The 23,515-nt window shown below is 66.2% G+C and carries 21 protein-coding genes and 1 pseudogene; 6 read left to right on the top strand and 16 right to left on the bottom strand.

The genetic code is table 11. From position 1 onward, the window contains the following. Window positions 1-4: 4 nt before the first annotated feature. Window positions 5-2,059: a hydantoinase/oxoprolinase family protein gene (locus FO470_RS15675; RefSeq protein ID WP_144343907.1), complete on the top strand. Its 2,055-nt coding sequence runs from the start codon at window positions 5-7 to the stop codon at window positions 2,057-2,059. A 106-nt stretch (window positions 2,060-2,165) separates the two neighbouring features. On the opposite strand, the gene FO470_RS15670 is transcribed toward FO470_RS15675, so the two are convergent. Beyond that, the gene (locus tag FO470_RS15670; protein WP_144343906.1) at window positions 2,166-3,572 is read right to left on the bottom strand and encodes an aminotransferase; all 1,407 of its coding nucleotides are present in this window, start codon (window positions 3,570-3,572) and stop codon (window positions 2,166-2,168) included. Between the two features lie 85 nt (window positions 3,573-3,657). Here FO470_RS15670 and FO470_RS15665 point away from each other — a divergent pair, with 85 nt between their 5' ends. Continuing rightward, complete coding sequence (locus tag FO470_RS15665) at window positions 3,658-5,094, top strand: aldehyde dehydrogenase family protein (RefSeq protein ID WP_210244928.1); 1,437 nt, start codon at window positions 3,658-3,660, stop codon at window positions 5,092-5,094. A 24-nt stretch (window positions 5,095-5,118) separates the two neighbouring features. Here the strand turns inward: FO470_RS15665 and FO470_RS15660 are convergent, their stop codons facing one another. Both FO470_RS15660 and FO470_RS15655 read right to left on the bottom strand, forming a co-directional pair. Beyond that, complete coding sequence (locus FO470_RS15660; RefSeq protein ID WP_144343904.1) at window positions 5,119-5,817, bottom strand: GntR family transcriptional regulator; 699 nt, start codon at window positions 5,815-5,817, stop codon at window positions 5,119-5,121. Window positions 5,818-5,977: 160 nt separating this feature from the next. After that, complete coding sequence (locus FO470_RS15655; protein WP_144343903.1) at window positions 5,978-6,601, bottom strand: TetR/AcrR family transcriptional regulator; 624 nt, start codon at window positions 6,599-6,601, stop codon at window positions 5,978-5,980. Between the two features lie 76 nt (window positions 6,602-6,677). Here FO470_RS15655 and FO470_RS15650 point away from each other — a divergent pair, with 76 nt between their 5' ends. Continuing rightward, window positions 6,678-7,313 (top strand): NAD(P)H-dependent oxidoreductase, encoded by a 636-nt coding sequence (locus FO470_RS15650; RefSeq protein ID WP_144343902.1) that lies wholly within the window; start codon window positions 6,678-6,680, stop codon window positions 7,311-7,313. Window positions 7,314-7,716: 403 nt separating this feature from the next. Here the strand turns inward: FO470_RS15650 and arsB are convergent, their stop codons facing one another. From arsB to FO470_RS15605, 7 genes are all read right to left on the bottom strand, one after another. Continuing rightward, window positions 7,717-8,772 carry an ACR3 family arsenite efflux transporter gene (arsB, locus tag FO470_RS15635; RefSeq protein ID WP_144343901.1) on the bottom strand — a complete coding sequence of 352 codons (1,056 nt, stop codon included), beginning with the start codon at window positions 8,770-8,772 and terminating at the stop codon, window positions 7,717-7,719. Between the two features lie 8 nt (window positions 8,773-8,780). After that, entirely contained in the window at window positions 8,781-9,212 is a 432-nt protein-coding gene (gene arsC / locus FO470_RS15630) for an arsenate reductase (glutaredoxin) (protein WP_144343900.1), read from the bottom strand. Window positions 9,213-9,222: 10 nt separating this feature from the next. Further along, entirely contained in the window at window positions 9,223-9,765 is a 543-nt protein-coding gene (locus FO470_RS15625; RefSeq protein WP_144343899.1) for an arsenate reductase ArsC, read from the bottom strand. After that, window positions 9,758-10,129, bottom strand: coding sequence for an ArsR/SmtB family transcription factor (locus FO470_RS15620; protein ID WP_144343898.1), 372 nt, complete (start codon window positions 10,127-10,129; stop codon window positions 9,758-9,760). The genes FO470_RS15625 and FO470_RS15620 overlap by 8 nt, the downstream gene beginning before the upstream one ends. Window positions 10,130-10,368: 239 nt before the next feature. Then, window positions 10,369-11,154: a sulfite exporter TauE/SafE family protein gene (locus tag FO470_RS15615; RefSeq protein ID WP_144344075.1), complete on the bottom strand. Its 786-nt coding sequence runs from the start codon at window positions 11,152-11,154 to the stop codon at window positions 10,369-10,371. Then, the gene (locus FO470_RS15610; protein ID WP_144343897.1) at window positions 11,154-12,839 is read right to left on the bottom strand and encodes a bifunctional protein tyrosine phosphatase family protein/NAD(P)/FAD-dependent oxidoreductase; all 1,686 of its coding nucleotides are present in this window, start codon (window positions 12,837-12,839) and stop codon (window positions 11,154-11,156) included. Before FO470_RS15610 ends, FO470_RS15615 begins: the two co-directional genes overlap by 1 nt. A gap of 72 nt (window positions 12,840-12,911) precedes the next feature. Beyond that, on the bottom strand, window positions 12,912-13,853 hold the full coding sequence (locus FO470_RS15605; protein ID WP_144343896.1) for an MBL fold metallo-hydrolase: 942 nt from the start codon (window positions 13,851-13,853) through the stop codon (window positions 12,912-12,914). A 96-nt stretch (window positions 13,854-13,949) separates the two neighbouring features. Here FO470_RS15605 and FO470_RS15600 point away from each other — a divergent pair, with 96 nt between their 5' ends. After that, on the top strand, window positions 13,950-14,603 hold the full coding sequence (locus tag FO470_RS15600; protein ID WP_144343895.1) for a peroxiredoxin: 654 nt from the start codon (window positions 13,950-13,952) through the stop codon (window positions 14,601-14,603). A 4-nt stretch (window positions 14,604-14,607) separates the two neighbouring features. After that, window positions 14,608-15,012 (top strand): ArsR/SmtB family transcription factor, encoded by a 405-nt coding sequence (locus FO470_RS15595; RefSeq protein ID WP_144343894.1) that lies wholly within the window; start codon window positions 14,608-14,610, stop codon window positions 15,010-15,012. A gap of 287 nt (window positions 15,013-15,299) precedes the next feature. On the opposite strand, the gene FO470_RS15590 is transcribed toward FO470_RS15595, so the two are convergent. Then, window positions 15,300-15,689, bottom strand: coding sequence for a nuclear transport factor 2 family protein (locus FO470_RS15590; protein WP_186291989.1), 390 nt, complete (start codon window positions 15,687-15,689; stop codon window positions 15,300-15,302). 112 nt (window positions 15,690-15,801) lie between these two features. Between FO470_RS15590 and FO470_RS15585 the strand changes: the two genes are divergently transcribed. After that, window positions 15,802-16,881 (top strand): helix-turn-helix domain-containing protein, encoded by a 1,080-nt coding sequence (locus tag FO470_RS15585; protein ID WP_144343892.1) that lies wholly within the window; start codon window positions 15,802-15,804, stop codon window positions 16,879-16,881. A gap of 50 nt (window positions 16,882-16,931) precedes the next feature. On the opposite strand, the pseudogene FO470_RS15580 reads toward FO470_RS15585, so the two are convergent. The 5 genes and pseudogenes from FO470_RS15580 to FO470_RS15560 form a co-directional block, all read right to left on the bottom strand. Continuing rightward, a pseudogene (locus FO470_RS15580) lies at window positions 16,932-17,141 on the bottom strand (IS3 family transposase); the annotation flags it as partial. After that, window positions 17,135-19,504: a tetratricopeptide repeat protein gene (locus FO470_RS15575; RefSeq protein WP_144343891.1), complete on the bottom strand. Its 2,370-nt coding sequence runs from the start codon at window positions 19,502-19,504 to the stop codon at window positions 17,135-17,137. The pseudogene FO470_RS15580 and the gene FO470_RS15575, both read right to left, overlap by 7 nt. Window positions 19,505-19,512: 8 nt before the next feature. Then, on the bottom strand, window positions 19,513-20,382 hold the full coding sequence (locus FO470_RS15570) for a hypothetical protein (protein ID WP_144343890.1): 870 nt from the start codon (window positions 20,380-20,382) through the stop codon (window positions 19,513-19,515). A gap of 87 nt (window positions 20,383-20,469) precedes the next feature. Next, window positions 20,470-22,128: an arylsulfatase gene (locus FO470_RS15565; protein ID WP_144344074.1), complete on the bottom strand. Its 1,659-nt coding sequence runs from the start codon at window positions 22,126-22,128 to the stop codon at window positions 20,470-20,472. 281 nt (window positions 22,129-22,409) lie between these two features. After that, window positions 22,410-23,453: an HAD family hydrolase gene (locus tag FO470_RS15560; RefSeq protein ID WP_144343889.1), complete on the bottom strand. Its 1,044-nt coding sequence runs from the start codon at window positions 23,451-23,453 to the stop codon at window positions 22,410-22,412. Window positions 23,454-23,515: the final 62 nt, after the last annotated feature.

Raw genomic sequence — 23,515 nt, 5'->3', positions numbered from 1 at the left:
TCCGATGAGTTTTTCCATCGCCATCGACATTGGCGGCACCTTCACCGACTGCATCGTCGAGGACGGGCAGGGTGAGCTTCACATCTTCAAGGCATCGTCGACGCCACCGGATTTCGAGACCGGCTTCATGAACGCCCTGAAGCTCGCGGCCGAGCAATTCGGGCTGGGCCTCGCCGACTTCCTCCGCCAGACCGGCCGCATCGTGCACGGCTCCACCGTTTCGACCAACGCGCTGGTGGAGCGCAAGTCGGCCCGCACCGGCTTCCTGTGCAATGCCGGGCACCCGGACATCCTCACCCTCCGTGAGGCGGTGCGCAAACCGGTCTTCAACTGGCGGCTCGACTTTCCCGATCCTTACGTCCTGCCCGCCGACACGGCGGAGATCCGCGGCCGCATCAGCGCGCGCGGCGACGTGATCGAGCCGCTGAACGAGGATGACGTGCGCGCCGCGGCCCTCCGGCTGAAGGCGCAAGGGGCCGAGGCGATCGGCATCTGCTTCCTCTGGTCGATCATCGACGGCAGCCATGAGCGGCGCGCCCGGGAGATCGTCCACGAGGTCTGGCCCGGCGTGCCGGTCACCTTGAGCCACGAGCTGAATCCCATAGGGCGCGAATATCGCCGCGCCATCTCCACCGTCATCGATGCCTCGCTGCTGCCCATCGTCAGCGACTATGTGACGAAGCTCACGGGCGCCTTGGAGGCCGCCGGCTTCCGCGACGAGCTGCTGCTCGCCAACTGCGTCGGCGGCATGATGCCGCCGGGCGACCTCATCGCGCGGCCGATCTTCTCCGTCATGTCGGGCCCGACGCTGGCGCCGGTCGCCGCCCAGCAGCTCACGCCGGAGCCGAACGTCATCGTCGTCGACATGGGCGGCACCACCTTCGACGTCTCGGCGATCCGCGACGGGCATTTCATCGTCTCGCAGGAGGCGATGATCGGCGACGACATGCTGGGCATTCCCAAGATCGACGTGCGCTCGGTCGGTGCCGGCGGCGGCTCCATCGCCTCCATCGATGCGGGCGGCATGCTCCATGTCGGGCCGCACAGCTCGGGAGCGCGTCCCGGCCCCGCCTGCTACGGGCGCGGCGGGCAGCGCCCGACCGTCACCGACGCCAATGTCGTGCTCGGCATCCTCGACCCGGACTATTTCCTCGGCGGACGGATGAAGCTCGACCGGCCGGCCGCGGAGCGGGTGATCGGCGAGATCGCGGACGGTCTCGGCGTGTCGCTGGAGGAGGCGGCCTATGCCATCTACACCACCAGCAACAATGTCATGGTCGGCGCCATCGAGGACATGACGGTGAAGGAGGGCATCGATCCGCGCGACAGCTTCATGGTGGTCGGGGGCGGCGCGACCGCGGCTCATATCTGCGAGATCGCCCAGGAGCTCGGCATCGGCCGGATGATGGTCCCGCGCTTCGCCGCCGGCCTTTCCGCCTATGGCGGCCTCATCTCCGACATACGCTGGGAAGAGCAGGCGACGGCGCTGACCTCCTCGGCCGCCTTCGATCCGGCGCGCATCAACGAGGCGGTGGCGCGCCTCACCGCACGTGGACGCGCCTTCCTGACCGAGGCGGGCGTGCCGGCGGAGCGCCAGCGCTTCGCGACCGTCTATCTCGGCCGCTACCAATACCAGTCCTGGGAGATCGAGGTACCCTTCGACCTGCCGGCGGCGGGACTGGGCGCGGACGACCTCGAACGCCTGGTGGCGGCCTTCCACGCCATGCATGAGCGCATCTATTCGGTGAAGGCCGAGACCGACGTGGTGGAATTCACCACCTGGAAGGTGCGGGCGATCGGGCTCGCGCCGGAACGGCCGGAGCGCGTCATCCGTCCCGCGCAGCAGGGCGCGCCGGCACCGAAGGCGCACCGGCGCGTCTATGTGCGCGAGGCGGGCGGGATCATCGACTGCCCGGTCTATGGCGGCGCCGATCTCGGCGCCGGCGCCCGTGTAACGGGCCCCGCCGTGATCGAGGAGCCGACCACGACGATCATGCTGCTGCCGCGCTGGAGCGCGACGGCCGACCGCGACGGCAATTACCGCCTCGAGCTGCACTGAAACGGAGCGGCCGCCGGCCGCTCCCCCTCTTCGAGGATCGACGCAAAAAGAAGGCCCCGGACATTGCGTCCGGGGCCTTTGCCTGGAGGGGGGCAGGCGCAGTGAATCAGTGCTTGCGGGAGAGCGCCCCCTCGCGCGCCAGCTCGTCCGCCACCGCGTCGACGGCGCGGCCGAGGCCCGTGACCAGTTCCTCGATGTTGGCGCTCGAAAGGGTGAGCGGCGGCGACATGGCGATCATGTTGCCGAGCGGGCGGACGATGACACCCTGCTCGTAGGCCTTGGCGACGATGCGCGCGCCGACCTTCAGCGACAGGTCGAAGGGGCGCTTGGTCGCACGGTCCGCCACCGTCTCCACCGCGAGCATCAGGCCGACGCCGCGAATGTCGCCGACCATCGCGTGATCGCCCAGCCGCTTCTGGAGCGCGCCCTTCAGCTCGGCACCCGCCTTGGCGGCGTTGCCGACGAGGTCCTCGCGCTCGACGATGTCGAGATTGGCGAGCGCTGCCGCCGCGGCAATCGGATGGGCCGAATAGGTGAAGCCGTGCGCGAAGGAGGCCACTTCGCCGGAGGTATCCTTCAGCACGTCCCAGATGCGGTTCGAGATCACGCTCGCCGAAATGGGCTGGTAGCCGGAGGACAGGCCCTTGGCCATGGTCATGATATCCGGCCGGATGCCGAAATGGGTGGTGCCGAAGGGCGCGCCGAGGCGCCCGAAGCCGCAGATCACCTCATCGGCGATCATCAGCACGTCGTGGCGGTCGAGCACTTCCTGCATCGCCTGGAAGTAACCCGCCGGCGGCACCAGCACGCCGCCCGTGCCCATCACCGGCTCGGCGATGAAGGCGGCGACCGTGTCCGGCCCTTCCTTGAGGATGAGGGCCTCCAGCTCGCTGGCGAGATAGGCGCTGAATTCCGCCTCGCTCATGCCTTCCGGCTTCTCGCGATACTGGTCGACCGAATGGGTGCGCAGGATCTGCGGCAGCGGCAGGTCGAAGAACTGGTGGCAGTAGCTCAGCCCGGTGAGGCTGCCGGCGCCGATGGTGACGCCGTGATAGGCGCGGTTGCGCGCGATGATCTTCTTCTTCGCGGGCTTGCCGCGCATGTTGTTGTAGTACCAGACGAGCTTGATGTTGGTGTCGTTGGCGTCCGAACCGGAATTGCCGAAGAACACCTTGCTCATATGGTCCGGCGCCCAGCGCAGCACGCGGTCGGCGAGACGGATCGACGGTTCGTTCGCCATCGAGGTGAACGAATGGAAGAAGGGCAGCGCCTCGGCCTGCCGCGTCATCGCCTCGACGATCTCCTGGCGGCCATAGCCGACATTGACGCACCAGAGCCCTGCGGCGCCGTCGAGATAGCGCCGGCCCTTGCTGTCGGTGACATGCACGCCGCTGGCCGAGCTCATGATGCGCGGCCCGTTGGCGAGATGGTCGCCGATGCTGGTGAAGGGATGGAACAGGCTGCGCTTGTCCATCTCCTCAAGTGACATGTTGTGGTGCGGTTCGAGGCTCATGCGCAGGCTCTCCGGCTGGACGGCATGTTGAAGCAGGTCGGAGGGCACTATAAAGTGTGATCACTGATCTCGCAATGAAGAGGGTCTGAACGTGCAGCGCAATTTCATCGGCGGGGCGTGGGTCGAAGGATCCGGTGCCCTGCGGAACGTGAATCCGTCCGACATTTCCGATGTGGTCGACGAGTTCTCCCTCGCCACGCCGGCCCAGGTCGCCGAGGCGATCGCGGCCGCGCGGGCGGCGCTTCCGGTCTGGGGCGCCATGACGCTGCAGGCCCGCAGCGAGGCTCTGGATGCCGTCGGCACGGCGATACTGACGCGCCGCGAGGCGCTCGGCCGCCTGCTGTCGCGCGAAGAGGGCAAGCCGCTCCCCGACGGGATCGGCGAGGTCACGCGCGCCGGCCAGCTCTTCAAGTTCTATGCGGGCGAGGTGCTCCGCCTCGCCGGTGAGCGCCTGCCCTCCATCCGGGCCGGCGTCGAGGTGGAGGTGATGCCCGAGCCTGTCGGGGTGATCGGGCTGATCACACCGTGGAACTATCCCTCATCCGTCCCCGCCAACAAGATCGCCCCGGCCATCGCCTACGGCAACGCGGTGGTACTGAAGCCTTCCGAACTGGTGCCGGCGAGCGCCGTGGCGCTGTTCGAGATCATGGAGCAGGCCGGTCTTCCGGCGGGGCTGGTCAATCTGGTGATCGGCGGGGCGGAAGTGGGCGAGGCGCTGGCCACCTCGCCGGAGATCAACGGCATCAGCTTCACCGGCTCGACCGTCACTGGACGGAAGGTAGCCGCCCATGCGGTGGCGAATGGCGCACGGGTGCAGCTCGAACTCGGCGGCAAGAACCCGCTCGTCGTGCTCGACGATGCGCCCTTCGACGTCGCGGTCGAATGCGCGGTGAACGGCGCCTTCTACCAGACCGGCCAGCGCTGCACGGCATCGAGCCGGCTCATCGTCACCGAAGGCGTGCATGACCGCTTCGTCGAGGCGGTGGCCGAGCGCGTGCGCAGCCTCAAGGTCGGCCATGCGCTGGAGGCCGGCACGCAGGTCGGCCCGGTGATCGACGAGCGGCAGCTCGCCAAGGACATGTCCTATGTCGACATCGCGCGCGGGGAAGGCGCGCGGCTGGTCGCCGGCGGCGAGCGGCTCAATCGCGACACCGAGGGATTCTATCTCTCGCCCGCGCTGTTCGCCGACACGCATCGCGACATGCGCATCAACCGCGAGGAAGTGTTCGGCCCCGTGGCCTCGGTGATCCGGGTGAAGGACTATGAGGAGGCGATCGAGGTCGCCAACGACACGACCTACGGCCTCTCCGCCGGCATCTGCACGACGACGATGAAATACGCCCACCATTTCCGTCGCCACGTGAAGGCCGGCATGACCATGCTGAACCTGCCGACGGCGGGTGTGGACTACCACGTGCCCTTCGGCGGCACGAAGGCGTCGGGCTACGGGCCGAAGGAGCAGGGGCGCGTCGCGCGCGACTTCTTCACCCAGACCAAGACGTCATACCTGCTGGAAGGCTGACCGTTGCGCCGGACGCCGGCCGGCTCATTTGCCGGTCGGCGGCTCCGTCGGCGCCTCGGCGAAGACGGCCACGCGCTTGAGGAAGACGGCGCCGCCGGCGACATCCTCCTCCATCGCCGCGCGGGCCGTCCGGCCATCCGCCCGGCGCAGCGCGGCGATCACCGCGTCGTAACGGTCGGTGTCGAGCTGGCCGCGGATGTCGGCCGCGTAATGGCGCATGAAAGGACCGATCTGCAGCCACAGCCGCTCGATCAGGTCTTCCAGCGCCGGCGCGCGCGCCGCCTTGAAGATGGCGAACTTGAACTGCTGGTTCAGGCGCAGATAGGCGTCGGCATCGTTCGCCTGGGCCGCCTCGTGCAGCTCTCCGGCGATCAGCTGGAGCGCCTCGATCTCCTCGTCGGTGATGACGCGCGCCGCCTTTTCCGTGGCAATGCCTTCCAGCAGCATGCGCAGCTCGATCAGTTCGTCGAACTGCTCGCGCGTCAGCAGCGGGATGGAGATGGTGCCGTTGGCGAGCGCCGTCACCGCCTTCTCCGCCGCCAATCGCGCGAACGCGGCACGTACCGGCATGGTGCTGACGCCGAAGGCCGATGAAATCGCGCGGACGGTCAGTTTCTGCCCGGGCTCGAAACGCGCAGCAATGATGGCGGAGCGAAGCTCGCGGTGCACGCGCTCATGGAGCGGATCCCTCTCGAGCTTTTCGAAAACTACCTGTTCGGTCATGAGATTCGAAGGGGCGCATCGCGCCTTGATGGGGGAATAGGCAACACATGCCACCTTTGTGATCACTAATCTAATCGGTTTCAAACGTGGATGCTACCCACCGGCAGCGATCGCAACAGCAAAGGTCCACCTTGCCCGTTCCGGTGGCCGGCACGGGCGCTCAGGAAGCCGCGATACCGTGGCTGCGGCCGACGAGCGCGAGAATCGTCCGGAACAATTCGCCTTCCGCCTCCTCCGCCGTGACATCGCCCTTCACGGCAGCGTCCGAAAGCGCGTCCGCGGCGCCGAGCATCGCCCAGAACGCCGCCGGCGCGATGCCGCGTGGACCCGTGAAAGGCGCGAGAAGGCCCCGGCATTTGGCGATGAAGGCCATCTGATAGGCGCGCTTGATCTTTTCGAGTTCCGCGGATCCGGCGAGCGCCGCCAGCACCCCCGGCATTTCCCGACCCTGGGTCAGCACGCATGCGACATAGGAGCAGGCGATGACCCCGGCCGTTGCGTCGAGGCCCGGCGCACTGGCCTGAATCGCGGCGTCCATCAACGCGGCCTGGCGTGCGTCGTAGTCCTGATAGAGGGCGATCAACAGGCCGTTGCGCGTTCCGAAGTGGTCGTAGACGACGGGCTTGGTGATACCCGCCTCCTCGGCGAGCCGTCCGAGCGTCAGCGCATCCGTCCCCTCCTCCCGCACAAGCCGCCAGGCGACGTGCATGAGCTGGCGCTGCCGTTCCTCGCGTGGAAGGCGGCGGCGCGGCGGGGGATCACGCTCCGGCGACGGCGTTGACATAGCTATATACCAAAAGTAACTTACTAAAAGTATATAACAATTACCCTGCCACGGCAATCGGACGGAAGTTTCTCCCATGCACGCGCTCATCGTGATCTCGCATCCCCATCCGGAATCACTGACACATTCGACGGCCCGCAAGATTGCCGAAGGCATTTCCGCGTCGGGCACGGAGCATTCGTTCGAGATTGCGGATCTCAACGCCGAGGGCTTCGATCCGCGCTTCAGCGCGGCCGACCTCGCGGCCCATCTGAGACAGGGACCGCCCCCCGCGGATGTCTCCCGCGAGCAGTCGCGCGTCGATCGCGCGGATGCGCTGGTCCTCGTCTATCCCGTCTATTGGTGGTCGATGCCCGGCCTGCTCAAAGGCTGGATCGACCGGGTGTTCGCCAATGGCTGGGCCTATGACGACAGCGCCTATGACGAAGGCGCCGATACCGGTCTGGTGAAAAAACTCGGTCGGCTCAGGGTCCACCTCGTCGCCATCGGCGGCGCGAGCCTGGGCACCTACACCCGGCACGGCTATCTCGGCGCCATGCGCACCCAGATCGATCACGGCATATTCGACTATTGCGGCGCGCAGGTTGCCGCGTCCGAATTACTCATTCCCTCCGCTACGGAACCGGCGGAGAGGCAGCTCGAAACCGCACGAGCGCTCGGACGCCATCTCTTTGCCAGGGACCGGCATCCGGACAGGCCGAAGGCCGTCTGAACCACGATCGCTGTCGCGATCGATCGGCCTCGAGTCCATAGAATCCGACGACCCGCCCCTCGGACTCGCGCCGGGCAAAGACCCATATCCCGATACGACCGGCGACTTGCGCCGGCCGATCAACGTCATGGCGGCAACGACGGACGCGGTCTCAGAGCCTGTTTCGATCAGCACGGAATAAAGGTGGAAGGTGAAGGCCGAGAACGCCGCGGAAGAGAACGCCGGCTGGCCCATCGCTCGAAAAACGATGCCATCCTAGCCCGCACCAGCATGCGGTAGATGAGAAGGCGAGCCGGACTGCCGATGGCCTCAAGTTGGCGAGCAGCTTGTTCGAGATTCATGGAAGTACGCTAGGCCGCAGGGGATAAGCGTCAAAGTTTATTTCGACGGTTATCGAAATTTGTCAGCGCGTCTCATGTGCGGCCTGCGGGACCGAACTCCCGCTCTCGTACCATCCCTTGGACCGGTTCACGATCCAGACGACGGACAGCATCACCGGCACCTCGATCAGCACGCCCACCACCGTCGCCAGCGCGGCGCCGGACTGGAACCCGAACAGGCTGATGGCGGCAGCCACGGCCAGCTCGAAGAAATTGGAGGCGCCGATCAGCGCGGAGGGCCCCGCCACGCAGTGCTTCTCGCCGGCGAGGCGATTGAGGAGGTAGGCAAGGCCCGAGTTCAGATAGACCTGGATCAGGATCGGCACCGCCAGCAAGGCGATCACCAGCGGCTGGGCCAGGATCTGTTCGCCCTGGAAGCCGAACAGCAGCACCAGCGTGGCGAGCAGAGCCACGAGGGAGAGCGGTTGCAGGCGCGTCAGCAAGGCATCGAGGCTCGCCTGCCCTCCCCGCGCCAGCAGCGCACGGCGCACGGCCTGCGCGACCACCACCGGCACGACGATATAGAGCACCACTGACAGCACCAGCGTGTCCCATGGGACGGTGATGGCGGACAGCCCCAGCAGAAGGCCTACGATCGGCGCGAAGGCGACCACCATGATCGCGTCATTGAGCGCCACCTGGGTCAGGGTGAAGTGCGGCTCGCCACGGGTCAGGTTCGACCAGACGAACACCATGGCCGTGCAGGGCGCGGCCGCCAGGATGATCAAACCGGCGATGTAGCTGTCGATCTGGTCGGCCGGGAGATAAGGGCGGAAGAGCCAGCCAATGAACAGCCAGCCGAGCGCGGCCATGGAGAACGGCTTCACCGCCCAGTTGATGAACAGCGTGACACCGATCCCGCGCCAATGCCGGGTGACCTCTCCCAGCGCGGCGAAATCGATGCGAAGCAGCATCGGCACGATCATCAGCCAGATCAACACCGCCACGGGCAGATTGACCCTGGCGATCTCCATCGCGCCGATCGAATGAAACACGCCCGGCAGAACATGACCGAGAGCGATGCCCACGACGATGCAGAGGGCGACCCAGACGGTGAGGTAGCGTTCGAAGGTCGACATGCCCGCTCCTATGCCGCCGCCACGCGGCGGCCGTCGGCATCCACGACCAGCTCGCCGTCTTCCTTGCGGAACGGGCCCCGCTGCGGAGCGGGGAGGATGTCGAGCACGGCCTCTGATGGGCGGCACAGCTTCACGCCGAGCGGCGTGATCACGATGGGCCGGTTGATGAGGATCGGGTGGGCCATCATGGCGTCGAGAAGATCGTCATCGGTGTGGCTCGGGTCATCCAGACCGAGTTCGGCAAAGGGTGTGCCCTTCTCGCGCATGATGGCGCGCACCGGCACACCCATGCGGGCGATCAGCCCCTTTAGTTCATCGCGGCTTGGCGGTGTCTTCAGGTACTCGATGATGGTTGGCTCGATACCGGCGTTGCGGATCAGGCCAAGCACGTTGCGTGACGTGCCGCAGGCCGGGTTGTGATAGATCGTTACGGACGACATCCAGGTTCCCCTAGGCCACGTTCGAGCGCGGGCTGGTCGCGCCTTCGCCGCGGCCGATCTCGTGCAGCTTGGCGCCGAGCGTCATGGTATCGAGGCTGCGGATCGGCAGGGCCGTGAAGGCGGCGATGCGATTCCTGAGATAACGGAAGGCGCGCGCGAAGGCGGCCTCTTTTTCGATGTCCGTGCCGGTCACGGCGGCGGGATCGTCGATCCCCCAATGCGCCGTCATGGGCTGCCCAGGCCAGACCGGACAGGTCTCCCCGGCCGCCGTGTCGCAAACCGTGAAGACGAAATCCATCACCGGCGCATCCGGAACTCCGAATTCGCCCCAACTTTTCGACCGTAGTCCGTCGGTCGGGTAGTCAAAGCTGCGCAGCGTGGTGAGCGTCAGCGGGTGCACTATACCCTTCGGCTGGCTACCGGCGGAGAACGCTCGGAACCTTCCACCACCTTCCTTCGTCAGGATGGACTCCGCCATCAGCGAGCGGGCCGAGTTTCCGGTGCAGAGGAACAGGACGTTGTAGACATGGCCGGATGACGTGAGATCAGGCATCGCTCGCCTCCCTGGCGGCATTGCTCGCTGGTGTGCAGCAGGGCTCGAGATCGGCGATCAGGGGAACGCACACCTCTGGCCTCCCGCCGCAACAATCCTTGAGGATGAAGGCGGCGAGCTCGCGCGCAGAGGTCAGCCGTACCCGGTAGATGATTTGGCGGCTCTGCCGTTCCGCCTTGATCAGGCCGGACCGAACGAGAATGCCGAGATGGCTGGAAAGTGTGTTGTGGGGAACGTCGAGTTGCCGAGCGACCTCTCCGGCCGGCAAACCTTCCGGCTCGTGCAAGACGAGCAGCCGGAAGACGTCAAGCCGAGTGGGCTGCGACAGTGCTGCGAAGGAAGCCAGAGCCTTATCCGTGTCCATATGTCGACGATATACGACACATGGACATAAATCAACGAGAAAGGCGATCTTGCTTCGACCGACAGCCGCAGGATCGGGCAGCCCCCAGGGAGCGCCACACCCTCATTTCCCCGTGCCCCGCCGCCGATTGTCGAGAACAATCGATGCTTTTTGAGCAGGGCTGAACCAGGACGTGATCGACCTGTATCAGCACATCCCGGACGGCATGAAGGTTGTGGTGCCGCCCGCCACTTGAGGGCTCAGGCCAGCAGCGCCGAGGCGCTCTTGAACAGCATGTAGCTGGCGACCACGAAGATCAGCGTCGCGAACACGGTGGTGAGGCGCCCGGTACGCCCGGAAAGCTGCCGGGCGAGTTTCATCCCGGCGATGCTGCCAAGCGCGCCGCCGGCGATGAAGGTGGCGGCCAGCGGCCAGTTCACGAGGCCGGACAGCGCGTAGTTGAGCGCGGTCGTGAGACCGAACGCCGTCACCGCCACCAGCGAAGTACCGACCGCATTGAGGATGGGCATGCCGGTGGAGCCGATGAGGCCGGGCACGATGAGGAAGCCGCCGCCAATGCCGAAGAAGCCGGAAAAGGCGCCGGTGCCGAGCCCGAAGCAGAGCACCTTCGGCGCCTTCGCGCGGTTGCACTCCGCGCCCGGCTCGCCGGGATTGCCGCGCCCGCGCAGCATCAGAACGCCGACAACCAGCATCAGCAGCGCGAACAGGAACAGCAGCTTCTCCCCGCCCACCAGCTTGCCGAGGCTCGAGCCGGCAAAGGCGCCGAGGATGCCGGCGGTGGCGTACATGCCACCGCAGCGCCATTTCACCGTGCCCGCGCGGGCATGCTGTAGCAGGCCGGCGGCGGCGTTGATCGCGACGGCGAAGGCACTGGTGCCGATGGCGACATGCGGATTGCGCACGCCGACGAGATAGACCATCAGCGGCACGGCGAGGATGGACCCGCCACCGCCCACCAGACCGAGGGTGAACCCCACCAGCACGCCGGCACCGGCGCCGAGGCCGTATTGCAGCGGCTCGAGCATCACGCGGCCTCTTTCGACGGGACCACCGGCTGGGGCTGGCACAGCCATTCCCGCCCCTTCAGCATGGCGTGCCAGTAGATCGGCGGCAGCATGCGGTCCTTGAGAAACCAGGCGAGCCGGGTCGGCCGGGAGCCGTCGAGAATCCAGCGCGGGAAGGTCGGCAGAAGCGCGCCGCCATAGCCGAATTCGGCCAGCACGATCTTGCCGCGCTCGACGGTGAGAGGGCAGGAGCCGTAGCCGTCATACTGGGCGGCGGGCGCCTTCCCTTCCAGTGCCGCCAGCACATTGACCGCCACGACAGGCGCCTGCTTGCGGGCGGCGGCGGCGGTCTTGGCGTTCGGCGTATCGGTGGCATCGCCAAGCGCGAAGATGTCGGGATGGCGAACATGGCGCAGCGTCGCCGGGTCGACCTCGATCCAGCCGCCCGCACCGGCCAGCGGGCTCGCGGCGACGACGTCGAGCGGCCTCTGCGGCGGCACGGCGTGCAGCATATCGAAGTCGCGCTCCACGCGCTCGGCGGTGCCGTCGCTTCCCTTGCGCTCGAAGGTCGCTACCCCGGCGTCGCCGTCGACGCCGACGAGGGTGGAGCCGAAATTGAGGCCGATGCCGTAGCGCTCCACATACTCCATCAGCGCCGGGACATAGGTCGGCACGCCGAACAGTACGCCGCCGGCATTGTGGAACTCGACCTCCATGCGCGGCAGCACGCCCGCCGTCCGCCAGATGTCGCAGGAGAGGTACATCGCCTTCTGCGGCGCGCCGGCGCATTTGATCGGCATGGCCGGCTGGGTGAACAGAGCCCTCCCCCCCTGCACCGTGCTGGCGAGGCGGAAGGTGTAAGGGGCGAGGTCGAAGCGGTAGTTCGAGGTGACGCCGTTGCGCCCCAGCGCCTCGGCCAGGCCAGGAATGGCCTCCCAGGCGAGCCGGAGGCCCGGCGCGGCCACGAGAATGCGGTAGCGCAGGAACGAGCCGTCGGCGAGCGCGACCTCCCGTGCGTCGGGCGCGAAACCGGCCGCCGCCTGCCGGATCCAGGTGACGCGGTCCGGCATCACCGCGCCCATCGGCACGCGGGTGGTCTCCGGCTGGAACACCCCGGCGCCGACCATGGTCCAGCCCGGCTGATAATAGTGGCACTCCGCCGGTTCGACGATGGCGATGTCGAGCGAAGGCCGGCGCTTGAGCAGGCTGGAGGCGGTGGCGATTCCGGCCGCGCCGCCGCCGACGATGACGACGTCATAGGTCTTCGGCGTGCCGGGGCGCGGGGCGACGGCACCGGCGGCAAGGCGGGGGCGCTGGGCGGAAAGGTCAAAGCCGGCGGCGTTCGCCAGCGTCAGGATCGCCTCCGGCGGACGAAGGCCCGCCTGCGCGAGCGCCCACAGCGTCGCCGCCCGCGTGCCGGTGCGGCAATAGCCAAGCACCGGGCCGGGGAGCCGGTCTAGCATGGTGCGCATCGTCGCCACGTCAGCATCGGCAAAGCTGCCGGGCGTCACCGGGATATGGACGAAGGCCATGCCGAGCGCCTCCGCCAGCGTGGCCATCTCCCTGGCCGGCAACTGTCCGGGCTCCTCGCCATCGGGACGGGCGCAGATGATCGCGCGAAAGCCGGCGGTGGCGGCGGCGGCAAGGTCCTGCATATCCAATGGGCCGCACACGTGAAATTCCGGCACGATCTGTTTCGGCGTCATGGGGGTTCCTCGATCTCGTTTTGGGCCGACGCGGCGGACCGGCCGGCGTTGGCGCGCCGGTCGGCGGCCGTTTCAGAGCGTGTCGAGCGGCAGCTTCAGGTAGCGTCGCCCGTTCTCTTCCGGATCGGGAAGGTGCCCCGCCCGCATGTTCACCTGCACGGAGGGGAGGATGAGCTTGGGCATGGCCAGCGTGGCGTCGCGCTTGGTGCGCATATCGACGAAGGCGTCCTCGTCCACCCCGTCGCGAGCATGGATATTGCCGGCACGTTCGGCACCGACCGTGGTTTCCCAGGCATAGCTATCGCGGCCCGGCGCCTTGTAGTCGTGGCACAGGAACAGCCGCGTCTCGTCCGGCAGCGTCAGCAGGCGGCGGATGGAATGGTAGAGCTGGCGGGCATCGCCGCCGGGAAAGTCGGCACGGGCCGTGCCGAAATCCGGCATGAACAGCGTGTCGCCGGTGAATACCACGTCGCCGATCACATAGGCCATGTCGGCCGGCGTATGGCCGGGCACATGCAGAACGATGGCGGGAATGGAGCCGAGGCTGAACGTGTCGCCATCCTCGAACAGGCGGTCGAACTCCGAACCGTCGCGGGCGAACTCGGTGCCGAAGTTGAAGATCTTCCCGAACACGTTCTGGACGGTGATGATCTCCCGCCCGATGGCGAGCTTGCCGCCGAGTTCGCGCTGGATATAGGGCGCGGCCGACAGATGGTCGGCGTGGGCATGGGTCTCCAGCAGCCAGTCGACGTTCAGACCTTCACGTCTCACGTAAGCAATGATCGCGTCCGCCGACGCCGTGGAGGTTCGCCCCGAGGCCGCGTCGAAATCCAGCACGCTGTCGACGATGGCCGCGCGACGGGTGGCGGGGTCGTGAATCACATAGCTCGCCGTATTGGTCGGTTCATCGAAGAAGGCTTCGACCGCGAGGCGGTTGCTGGTGGCACGGGCGGCCAGAACCTGGGCGGCGGCGGCTTCGAGAGACCGGTCAATGTCGAGATGGGTGGCGGACATGGCGTTCCTCCTGCGCTATTCAATTTCATAATTACATAAGTTGTGTAATTGTAAATGCGGATTGCACGGAAACCCGTCAAGAGGCAATCAAAGAGAATGACAGCCACCCCAGCCGCCGCTCATGATTCCTCGGTCGTTCCGCCCCGTCCGCTCCGGATCGGCGACGCCGCGCCCGTGTTCAGCGCCCGCTCCACGCAAGGGCAGGTGAAGCTCTCCGATTATCGGGGACGGTGGGTGGTGCTGTTCTCGCATCCCGCGGATTTCACCCCGGTCTGCACCAGCGAGTTCATCGCGCTGGCCCGGCTCGCACCGGAATTCGAGGCGCTCGGCGTGGGGCTGATCGGGCTGTCGGTGGACAGCCTGTTCTCGCATTTCGGCTGGTTGCGGGCGATCCACGGTGCCTTTGGCGTCGATGTGCCCTTCCCGGTGGTGGAGGACACCTCACTGGTCATCAGCCGCGCCTACGGCATGCTGGACGAGACCGCTCAGGATTCCTCCACCGTGCGGGCCAGCTATTTCATCGACCCGGAGGGCATTGTGCGGGCCATTCAGTGGTACCCGATGTCGGTCGGCCGCTCGGCGCGGGAGATGCTGCGGCTCGCCGCTGCGCTCAGGCGCGCCGAAGCGGGGGATGTGGTGACGCCCGAGGGCTGGCAGCCGGGCGATCCCGTTCTCCGCGCGCTGACCGATGAAAGCACGCCTTCTGAGGCGGATCCCGCCTGGTTCTGCCAGGTGGCGGAACGGGACTGAGCCGATGGCGCTGACACGCGAAGAGGCCGACAAGGCGGTCGAGAAGCTGCGCAGCTACACACAGGCGCAGAGGCTGATGGTTCTCTCCCATCTCCAGGCCGGCGAAATGACGGTGAGCGAGATCGACGCCGCCACCGGCATCGGACAGCCCGCGCTCAGCCAGCAGCTCGGCGAGTTGCGGCGGGCCGGCCTCGTCGCCACGCGGCGCGCCGCCAAGCAGGTCTATTACCGGCTGGCGGATGCCGGCGTGGCGCAGTGCGTGCGCAGCATCGAGGCGCAGTTCGGGAAAGGCGCTCCCGCGCTTCCCGCACCGGATCTTGCCCCGGCCGCGTTGCCTCCCCCCCGCGTACGCAATCGCAGCGCCGCGCTCTTCGCCCGCATCGTGGCGCCGGGGGAACCGTCCGCTTAAGGCTCGCTTAAGCTGCGCTTCGGATCAGCCGGGCTCGTCCCGTTCGTGCCCGGAGCCTGCCCTTCATGAGTACGCTCACCACCCTGCCGAGAATTTGTCGTATCGTTCTCTTAGACCGCGACCCGCGAAGCCTCGCTCAACCCGCGACCGCGACGCACAATCAACCGGTCTGAGCAATGCATGGTTCGAGACTACTGAAGCGATGACGGCCGAAGGGATTGCAGCCGCCTTGATGACTCCGAGCTCGTCCCTGTGGGCTACGGTCACAGATTGCGCCGCAAAGCCCGCTATCCTGTCGTGGCTTCCCGCACCAGCGCCGTATCGAGATGCGCGCGCCACAGCGTAACCAGGCCATTCCGAAGAAGCCATTCATGCGCGAAGCGGCTGCGGAACGACTTGCGCGACGCCCTGTAGGAGCCCGACACCACTCCAAGAACGATGACGCAACTATCCTGCGCGACGAACCTATCCGGAATCAGAGCGAGTTGATCCCAATCGGCCGCGACCCGGGACAGGGCCTCGACAACGCCAGCATGGCCCACATGACGACCGCCGACAGCCGGGTATCCTTCGGCTTCGAACCACTCGACCGCTGGATCGAGCCGCTCCAGGACCGCCGTAACATCGCCTCTGGCGAAGCTCTCATATAGCTGGCTTATGATAGTAGCGTTGTCCACGACGATCCTCTGACTCTGCCGGCGAAGCGGTGCTGGATGGTAACTTGGTCACGTCGATGGGGCTAGCGCAGTGCGGTCAGCGAGACCAGCGCAGGGGAATGAAGGAAATCCAGTGCAGGGCAGCGCGTACCGTGTCTTCGATACCGCCGAGGAGTATCTTCATACAGTCCGGGCGGCGCAGGTTCAGGCTGCGGTCCACGAACGCGGCACGTTCCGGGGCGAATTGGCGCGCATCGACTTCAGCCGACTATGGCTGCAACGTGGCTCGGAAAACCTGGCGCGCTCCCTGCATATTTCCATCCCCAAGGCCCGGGCGCCGATTTTCTTCCTGACCGATGCTGCTCAACCCTCGACCCGTCTCAGCGGGATAGAGGTCCAGCCCGGCGAATTGGTGTTTTGGGGACGCGAAAGCGAACAGTACCAACGCACCGACGCCGCCATCCGATGGGGAGCCATGTCCCTTGAGCCGGACGCGCTGATAAGGGCCGCCTTAGCCATTCTCGGTCACGAGATCTTCGTCCCGGCGAAAACGCTCGTCCTTCGGCCGAACGAGCATGCCATGCGCAGGCTTGTCGCGCTCCATCACTTCGCTGGAGCCCTCGCCAAATCGGCGCCGGATGTGATCGCGCACAAGGAGGTGGCCAACGCGCTGGAGCAGGCGATGGTGCACGCCATGCTGGCGGCCATCGACTGCAGTGAGGAGAAGGCCCCGGCAAGTGGACACAGGTACCGTCAGCATATCCTGGAAAGACTGGAGGCGTTCATCGCCAGGAACGCCGGCCGGCCGCTGTATCTCACGGAACTGTGCGAAAGCCTCGGCGCACCCGAACGTACCCTTCGTCGCGTGTTCACGGAACAGTTCGGCATAAGCCCGACCCGGTATCTCTGGCTTCGCCGCATGCATCTGGTCAATCGAGCCCTGCAACTTGCGGACCCGGCGTGCAGCTCCGTAACGGCGATCGCCATGGAGCATGGCTTCCCAGAACTCGGCCGGTTCGCCACGGCATATCGACAGCTCTTCGGCGAAGTGCCGTCAGCAACGCTGCGTAGGAAGCCCGACTTCGTGCCTCGGATACTGCCATCGAGCTATCTCGGCCTCATCCCCTTCGAGCTGCGAGGTCTGCCCGCTTCATCCACCGGTTCAACCCAGCCCGTTGAATCTGGACCAGACAGGGCGGAAGTTGGAGCATAGGCGTCGAGGGGGATGACAGCGCAGCGCGCTCGTGAATCGCCCCGAGTTTTCTAGACGCCCTCGGCTTTCGCTGTGTGCTGCCGTTCGAACTCGATGGGTGACAGCATCCCGTTCCGTGCGCGCTTCCGGGTCGGGTTGTAGAACATCTCGATGGAATCGAGCACGTCCCGGCGTGCCTCGTCGCGCGTGCGGTAGACCTTGCGGCGGCCGCCTTCGCGCTTGAGCAGGTTGTCATGACAGTGGCCGCGACGGCTCATCGAGGGCTACGCAACCGCTCGGCGAGCCGGGCGAGTTCGGCGTCGTCCGGGCGCAGGCTTACCAGTCGGGGAATAAGCGTCCGGGCCCGGTCGATGTCACCGGACTGAAGCGCCTCATTCAGTGCCAGCGTCAGCAGCGGGGCATCATTGGGCGTGCGACGGAGCGCGTCCGACACAACGGCCGCGCTCTCGGCCCGACGACCGGTCGAACTGAGCGCTACAGCGTAAACATAAGCGTAGCGCGGATTTTCCGGGGCGAGGGCCACGGCGCGCGCCAGGTGGTCCACGGCCTCCGGATAATGTCTCTGGCGAATAAGCGCGAGCGCCAAAGCATGGTATGGCGCGGCAGCCTCCGGCTGCGCGGCGATAGCGCGGCGAAGGGTCTCTCGCGCCTCGTCCTCGCGTCCCTGGAGACGATACAATTCGGCCAGATTGATCATCAGCCCCGCATTGGCCGGCTGGAGCTTCAGCCCGGCCAGGAATTCCATCTCCGCGCCGGCCACATCGCCACGCCGCAGCAGGAAATTGCCGAGATTGGCACGCGCCTCCGCGCGATCGGCGTTGAGCCGCTGCGCCGCCTCATATTCGCGCCAGGCCGCTTCCAACTTTGTCCTGTCCGCTTCCGTGAGCGTGGATGTCGGCTGATCGGCGAGCTGGCTCGCCGCCTCGATCCGCGCGCCCGCGACGGGATCCGCGAGCAGCGGTGAAACGCGGCGCCACCGGACGTCGAGCGGCTGCCCCGCCTGTCCGCGCAGGCCCGCGATGCGCACCAGCGGATCGGGATCCGCGAGGGCCCTGGCTATGGCCTCTTCGCTGGCAATGGAAGGAAAACCCGGCAGCTCGGAAACGGCCGTCGCCCGGACGATGGCCGGAACGGCGGCTTCGTTTGCCAGCGCGATCAGCTTCTCACGCGCGGCCGGCTCGCTGCGTCGGGCGTCGTGAAAGGCGTCCGCCCAGCTCTGGAAGCCTTTTCGCTCCGGCCCGTGCCAGCGCTCGATCGCCTCGGCCGCCCAGTCGGCGGGCTTGTCGGCATGGCAGTCATTGCAGGTGTTCGGGGTACCGAGGCGGGCGGAGACATCCGGCCGTGGAATGCGGAACGAATGATCATGCCGCTTGTCCACCACCATATAGGTCCGCGCGGGCATGTGGCAGGAGATGCAGTCGGGGGCGTTGGGGCCCGGCGCGTGGCCGGTATGGGCGGCCGTGTCGAAGCGTTCGGGCAGATGGCATTGCCCACACACCGCCGGTCCCGGCGCACGCAGTTTCGCGGAATGGGGCGCGTGGCAGTCGGAACAGGTCACGCCCTTCGCATACATCAGGCTCTGCTTGAAGGAGTGATCGTTGAACACCTCGTCCCGCATCACGCCATCCGCCTCGAACAGCCCTTCGGAGAGGAGGGTGGGCAGATGGGTGTCGGTGAGCGGCCGGCCGGGATGCCAGTTCTCCGAGAGGATGCCCCGCCGGGCATGGCAGCGGGCGCAGGTTTCGACCTCGTCGCCCGCCGGCCGGGAAACGCCGGCCTTCGGGCTTCCGGTCGCGGGATCGACCTCCCAGTCCGGGACGGGGCGCGAGGCGGCAACGGATGTGAAACCCCTGTGCGGGGTGGCGGCATCGCGCGCGCCCTTCGCCCAGTCGACATGCCCGCGCGCCGGTCCGTGGCAGGCCTCGCAGCCGACGCTGATCTCGGAAAAGCGGGTATCGAAACGATCCGTGGCCGCGTCATAATTCTTGCGCAGCGCGGTGGAGTGGCACTCCGCGCACATGAAATTCCAGTTCTGCTGCGCGCCCGTCCAGTGCAGCGGATCGGCGGGCGCGATCATCTGGTCCGGATAGAGGTGGAACCAGCGCTGGCCGCCCTCGCTCGCAGGGCGGACGTCATAGGCGAAGGGCAAGGCCTGTTTGCGGCCATCGGGAAAGCTGACCAGATATTGCTGGAGAGGCTCGAGACCGAAGGTATCCGTGACTTCGAAGGCCGCTGTCTTTCCGTCCGCCCCCTCGGTCTCGACCATGTAGCGCGCGCCGTCGCGATAGAAGCGGGCGGATGATCCGCGGTGCTCGATGCGCACGCCGCCGAAGTCGCCGAGCACCGTGTCCGGCGTAGCGCGGGCCATGGCGCGCGCGTGCTGCGATGCGAGCCAGTCGCGGGTTTGTGTCGCATGACAGGTGGCGCAGGAGGCCGAGCCGACGAAGCCCTCGGGCGCGAAGGCCTGCAACGCGCCGATCTCGCCGGGGCCCAGCGCGGCCGCTTCATCTGCCGCCTGGGAACGAATGGGAAAGAGCAGGCTCGCCAGAGCGATCACGCCGGTCGTGAGAAGACCCGCCGCCAGCGCGACAGCGAAGCTCCAGCTTGGCCGTGCGAACCACATCGTCGCGCTCAGAATCGCCAGGCCGCCGCCACCGTTGGCCCGTGCATGGTCGTATTGTAGCGGAAGGAACCGCTCCCCGTCCGTTCGCCGACGTAATCCTCATACAGGTAGCGATAGCCCAACGAGGTGGAGAAGCTGTCGGTCCACATGTAGCCCACGCCGAGATAGCCGGTACTGGAAAGCCTCGAGCCGACGCCGAACCCGCCAATGTCGGCGATGGCGTTGACGTACCATTTCTGGTTCAGCTCCCAATGGGCGAAGACGCCGACGGTGGGGTCGATCCACCATTCGCGCTGGCTTCCCGCGATGTCGACCGGCAGCGCGAAGGGATCGAAGCTCATCGCTCCCTTGACGCTCATGTAGCGCACGCCGCCGGTGATCGCGATATCGAGGTCGGACCGACCCGTCGGCAGCATGCGGCCGATAGCGCCGGTGGCGATGGTCTGCGTGACCTCCGCGTCGAGCCGGCTGCCGCCGAACGCGCCGAGGTCGCGCGCATCGGAGAGTTTGGCGAAGACGACATCGGCAAGGAGAATCCACTCGCCATTCTGGGCGAAGAACGAGCCCATCAGGGCGCCGTTGAGATGGTTCAGCACCTCGGAGAACGGCACGTCGATGGAGCTCGTCGGCAGATTGCGCACGCCGACATCGCCGACCAGCGAGGTCGCCCAGCCATAGAGCGAGAGCTGATATTCCCAGCCCGGGGCAGGAGCCGGCAGTCCCGCCGTCTGCGACGCCGGCGCCGCCGGGGCGGGACGATCCGCCGCCTGCGCCGTAGCGCCGGATATAAGACCGGCGATGAGAGCGGCCAGAGTGCCGATCCGCCCGGCGCAGCGCCCGAGGGCCGGCCGCGCCGTCGATGCGCGTGTCTTGTCCATTCATTCCCCCCGCGGCGTTGGTCGTAAATGAAGGGGCAGCGGACAGCCCACCCGCCGCTCCCCCTTCGTCATCCGTCGTGTCGCGGCTCAGTTGCCGGTCGGCAACGGCAGCGAGAAGCCCTGCTCCTTCAACGAGTCCTGAACGTTCTTGAAACGCTCGTAACCCGAGAGTGTGATGGGTCCGGAATAGGCCTCGCTCTGCGGCTTGCGAGGCGGATATTGGACATAGGTCTTCATGAGCTTGTTGACGGCCTCATTGGCCGGCACCAGCGCCCAGGTGCTCTCGGTGAAGGTCGTCATGAAGATGTCGTAACGCTCCTGCGGATCCGCCGGCAGGTCGAAAACCTGCGGAACCGTGGCGACATACTTCTCGGCACCCTTCCAGCCCAGATTGGTATCGACGGCAAGGCCGCCCGTATGGGCTCCGTCGTCACCGCGCAGGTTGAAGACATACTTGAAGTTGCCGACGCGGGCGGCACCGGGCGAAAGCTCGTTCTCGGTGAAGTAGAACCACTCCTGGCGCGGATTCTTGCCCGTGCGGAACCAGACCGGGGTCACATCGTAGCTGTCGAACATGATCGGTTCGCCGGCGCGATCCTTGGTCGGCAGCGGCAGCCCCGCGAGCGAGGCGAACGAAGCCATCAGGTCGAGACCGCCGAGGATATCGTCGCTCTTGGTGCCGGCCGGCACCTTGCCGGGGAAGCGGACCATGGAAGGAACGAGGTTGCCGCCCTCGCGCACCGTGCCCTTGGTGCCGCGGAACGGAGTGTAGCCGGCATCGGGGTACACGTCCTGCCACGCGCCGTTGTCTACGGTATAGAACACCAGCGTGTTGTCGGCGAGGCCAAGATCTTTGAGCTTCTTCAGCACATTACCGATGCGCGTATCGAGCTCGACCACTGAATCCGCATATTTGGACTTCGAGATCGACTTGCCGATGAATTCCGGCGCCGGCAGGTTCGGCTGATGGTTCTTCATGAAGTTGACGTTGATGAAGAACGGGGTTCCCTTGTTCTTGGCCGCATCGTCGAGAAATTCGAACGCGGCCTTCTCGACATACTCGTCGAGGAACGGAATGCCGACCACCCCCTGTTCCGGCGTGTTGACATACTCGCCGTTGACCTTGAAGTCCTGCGTGACGGGGCCGCCGGCATTGCCCGACAGCGAGCCCTTCGTGACTTTGTCGAACATCTCGCGAAGTTCGGGGCTCATGGCCGGGAACCACTTCGGATCGCCATAGGTATAGGCGTTGAGGTGGTACAGGAAGGCGTACTTCATCACGTCGTAGCCTTGGGCGTTCGGCAGGGCGTAGTCCGCCTCGCCAAGGTGCCACTTGCCGGTGAAGTAGGTCTTGTAGCCGCCCTGCTTCAACACCGAGGCCAGTGTCCATTCGGCGGCCGGCAGGCCGCCGCCTTGCCCCTGGAACGCGACCGTCGTCATGCCGGAACGGTTGGGGATGCGACCGGTCTGGATCGCGGCGCGGCCGGGCGTGCAGCTTGGCTGGCCGTAGAAATTGGTGAAGGTCATGCCTTCGGCAGCCAGCTCGTCGAGATTGGGCGTCGGCATGCCGCGACGTTCGCCGCCGAGATAGGTGCCAAGATCGCCCCACCCCGTGTCGTCGGAGACGATCAGCAGGATGTTGGGCTTCTTCGCCGGTGCCGTGCCCTGCGCGTGCGCGGCGCCGGTGAATGCCAGCAACGCGGTCGCGACGAGCGCCCCGAGTGACTTTTGAATAGGTAGGCCCATCGGCCCCTCCTTCATTTCAATAAGGCCTTGGCCGGTTCGCACCGACCTCACTGCACGTCTCGAAAGCCGCTTCCAGTCGTTCTTCATGTCGATGAGGATCCGGCTCCAGGCCGTCGTCATGTCCAAGGCCCATCGCGCCATTCGAAGGACCAATCGCGATCGGAAGCGATCGCGTTCGACGCCCGAGACAATGTGGATGGAAACCCGGCTCCCATACGCATGGGGGCTGCCCATGCCCTCCGGCACCGGACCACTCCTCAAGTTATGGCTGACGACCGTGCTTACGGCTTCGGCTTCGGAAATATGGTCGCCCAGTCATTCTTCATGCTGATCACCTCCCATGTGCGCGCCTTTGCCTCTTCCATGAGCGACTGGCTAAATGTGCCCACCTCGGTGTCGGGCAGGCCATTGGCCGGGCCGTAGGCAAATTCGCGCGCGGCATCGTCGTGGAGCACCAGAAGACCCAGCCGGGGGCCGTCCCCGGCGGTCGTCCATTCCAGCATCTGACGGTCGCCATCGGAATTGCCGAAGGCGATGATCGGACGCTTGCCGATGAACAGGTTGATGCCGATAGCCTTGCCGTCGAAATTGTCGTTGAAGAACAGCTTCGGCTCGCGCATCAGGACGGGCTTACCGTCTTTGAACTCGTACTTGGTCACGATGCTGGAACCGATGACCTGTTCGGCGGGAATACCATACACCGCATCGGAATAGGGCCGCACGAATTCCTGTCCGCCGCCGGTCACGATATAGGTGCTGAAGCCATTGGCACGCAGATAGGCCATCACTTCGAGCATGGGCTGATAGACGAGCTCCGTCACCGGGCGCTTCAGGATCGGGTTCTTCGATTTGGGCAGCCAGTCACGGACGATCTGCTCAAAATCAGCCGTGCTCATGCCGGCATGGGTGACGGCGACGATTTCAAGCCATTCCTTCTCGCTGAACTTCGAGATGGCGGCGTAGTCGCCGGCAAGGACCGACTTGAACGGCTCGACATTCTTCCACTCGGGATGCTGGGGCGCCAGCGTGGCCACCCGGTCGAGAGCGAAGAGCGCCTGACTATAGAGAGGATGTTCGGCCCATGTCGTACCGTCCTGGTCGAAGACCGCAATGCGGTCCGCCGGCACCACGAAACCGGAACCGCCCTGCGTCGTCGTCTGCCTAACCAGCTCGATGATCGCCTTCTTCGCGGCGCCCTCGTTCCATGACGGAAGAGGGTCCTGCTGGGCGAACGCCGAAAGGGGTGCGGCGGCGAGGCCGGAAATGATAATTGCGGTCGCCAGAAACGACCGTCGAGTAAAGAGATTCTCAATCAAGCGGAGCATCGAACTCTACCGGATGGGGCTGATCCGACCGGCCCACTCTCCAGAGCGGGTCGGTCGGATAT

This window comes from Ancylobacter moscoviensis, assembly GCF_007559435.1.
Taxonomy (GTDB): Bacteria; Pseudomonadota; Alphaproteobacteria; order Rhizobiales; family Xanthobacteraceae; genus Ancylobacter; species Ancylobacter moscoviensis.
The sequence above is the reverse complement of the archived record's forward strand: the minus strand, read 5'-3'. Positions and strand labels throughout refer to the sequence as shown.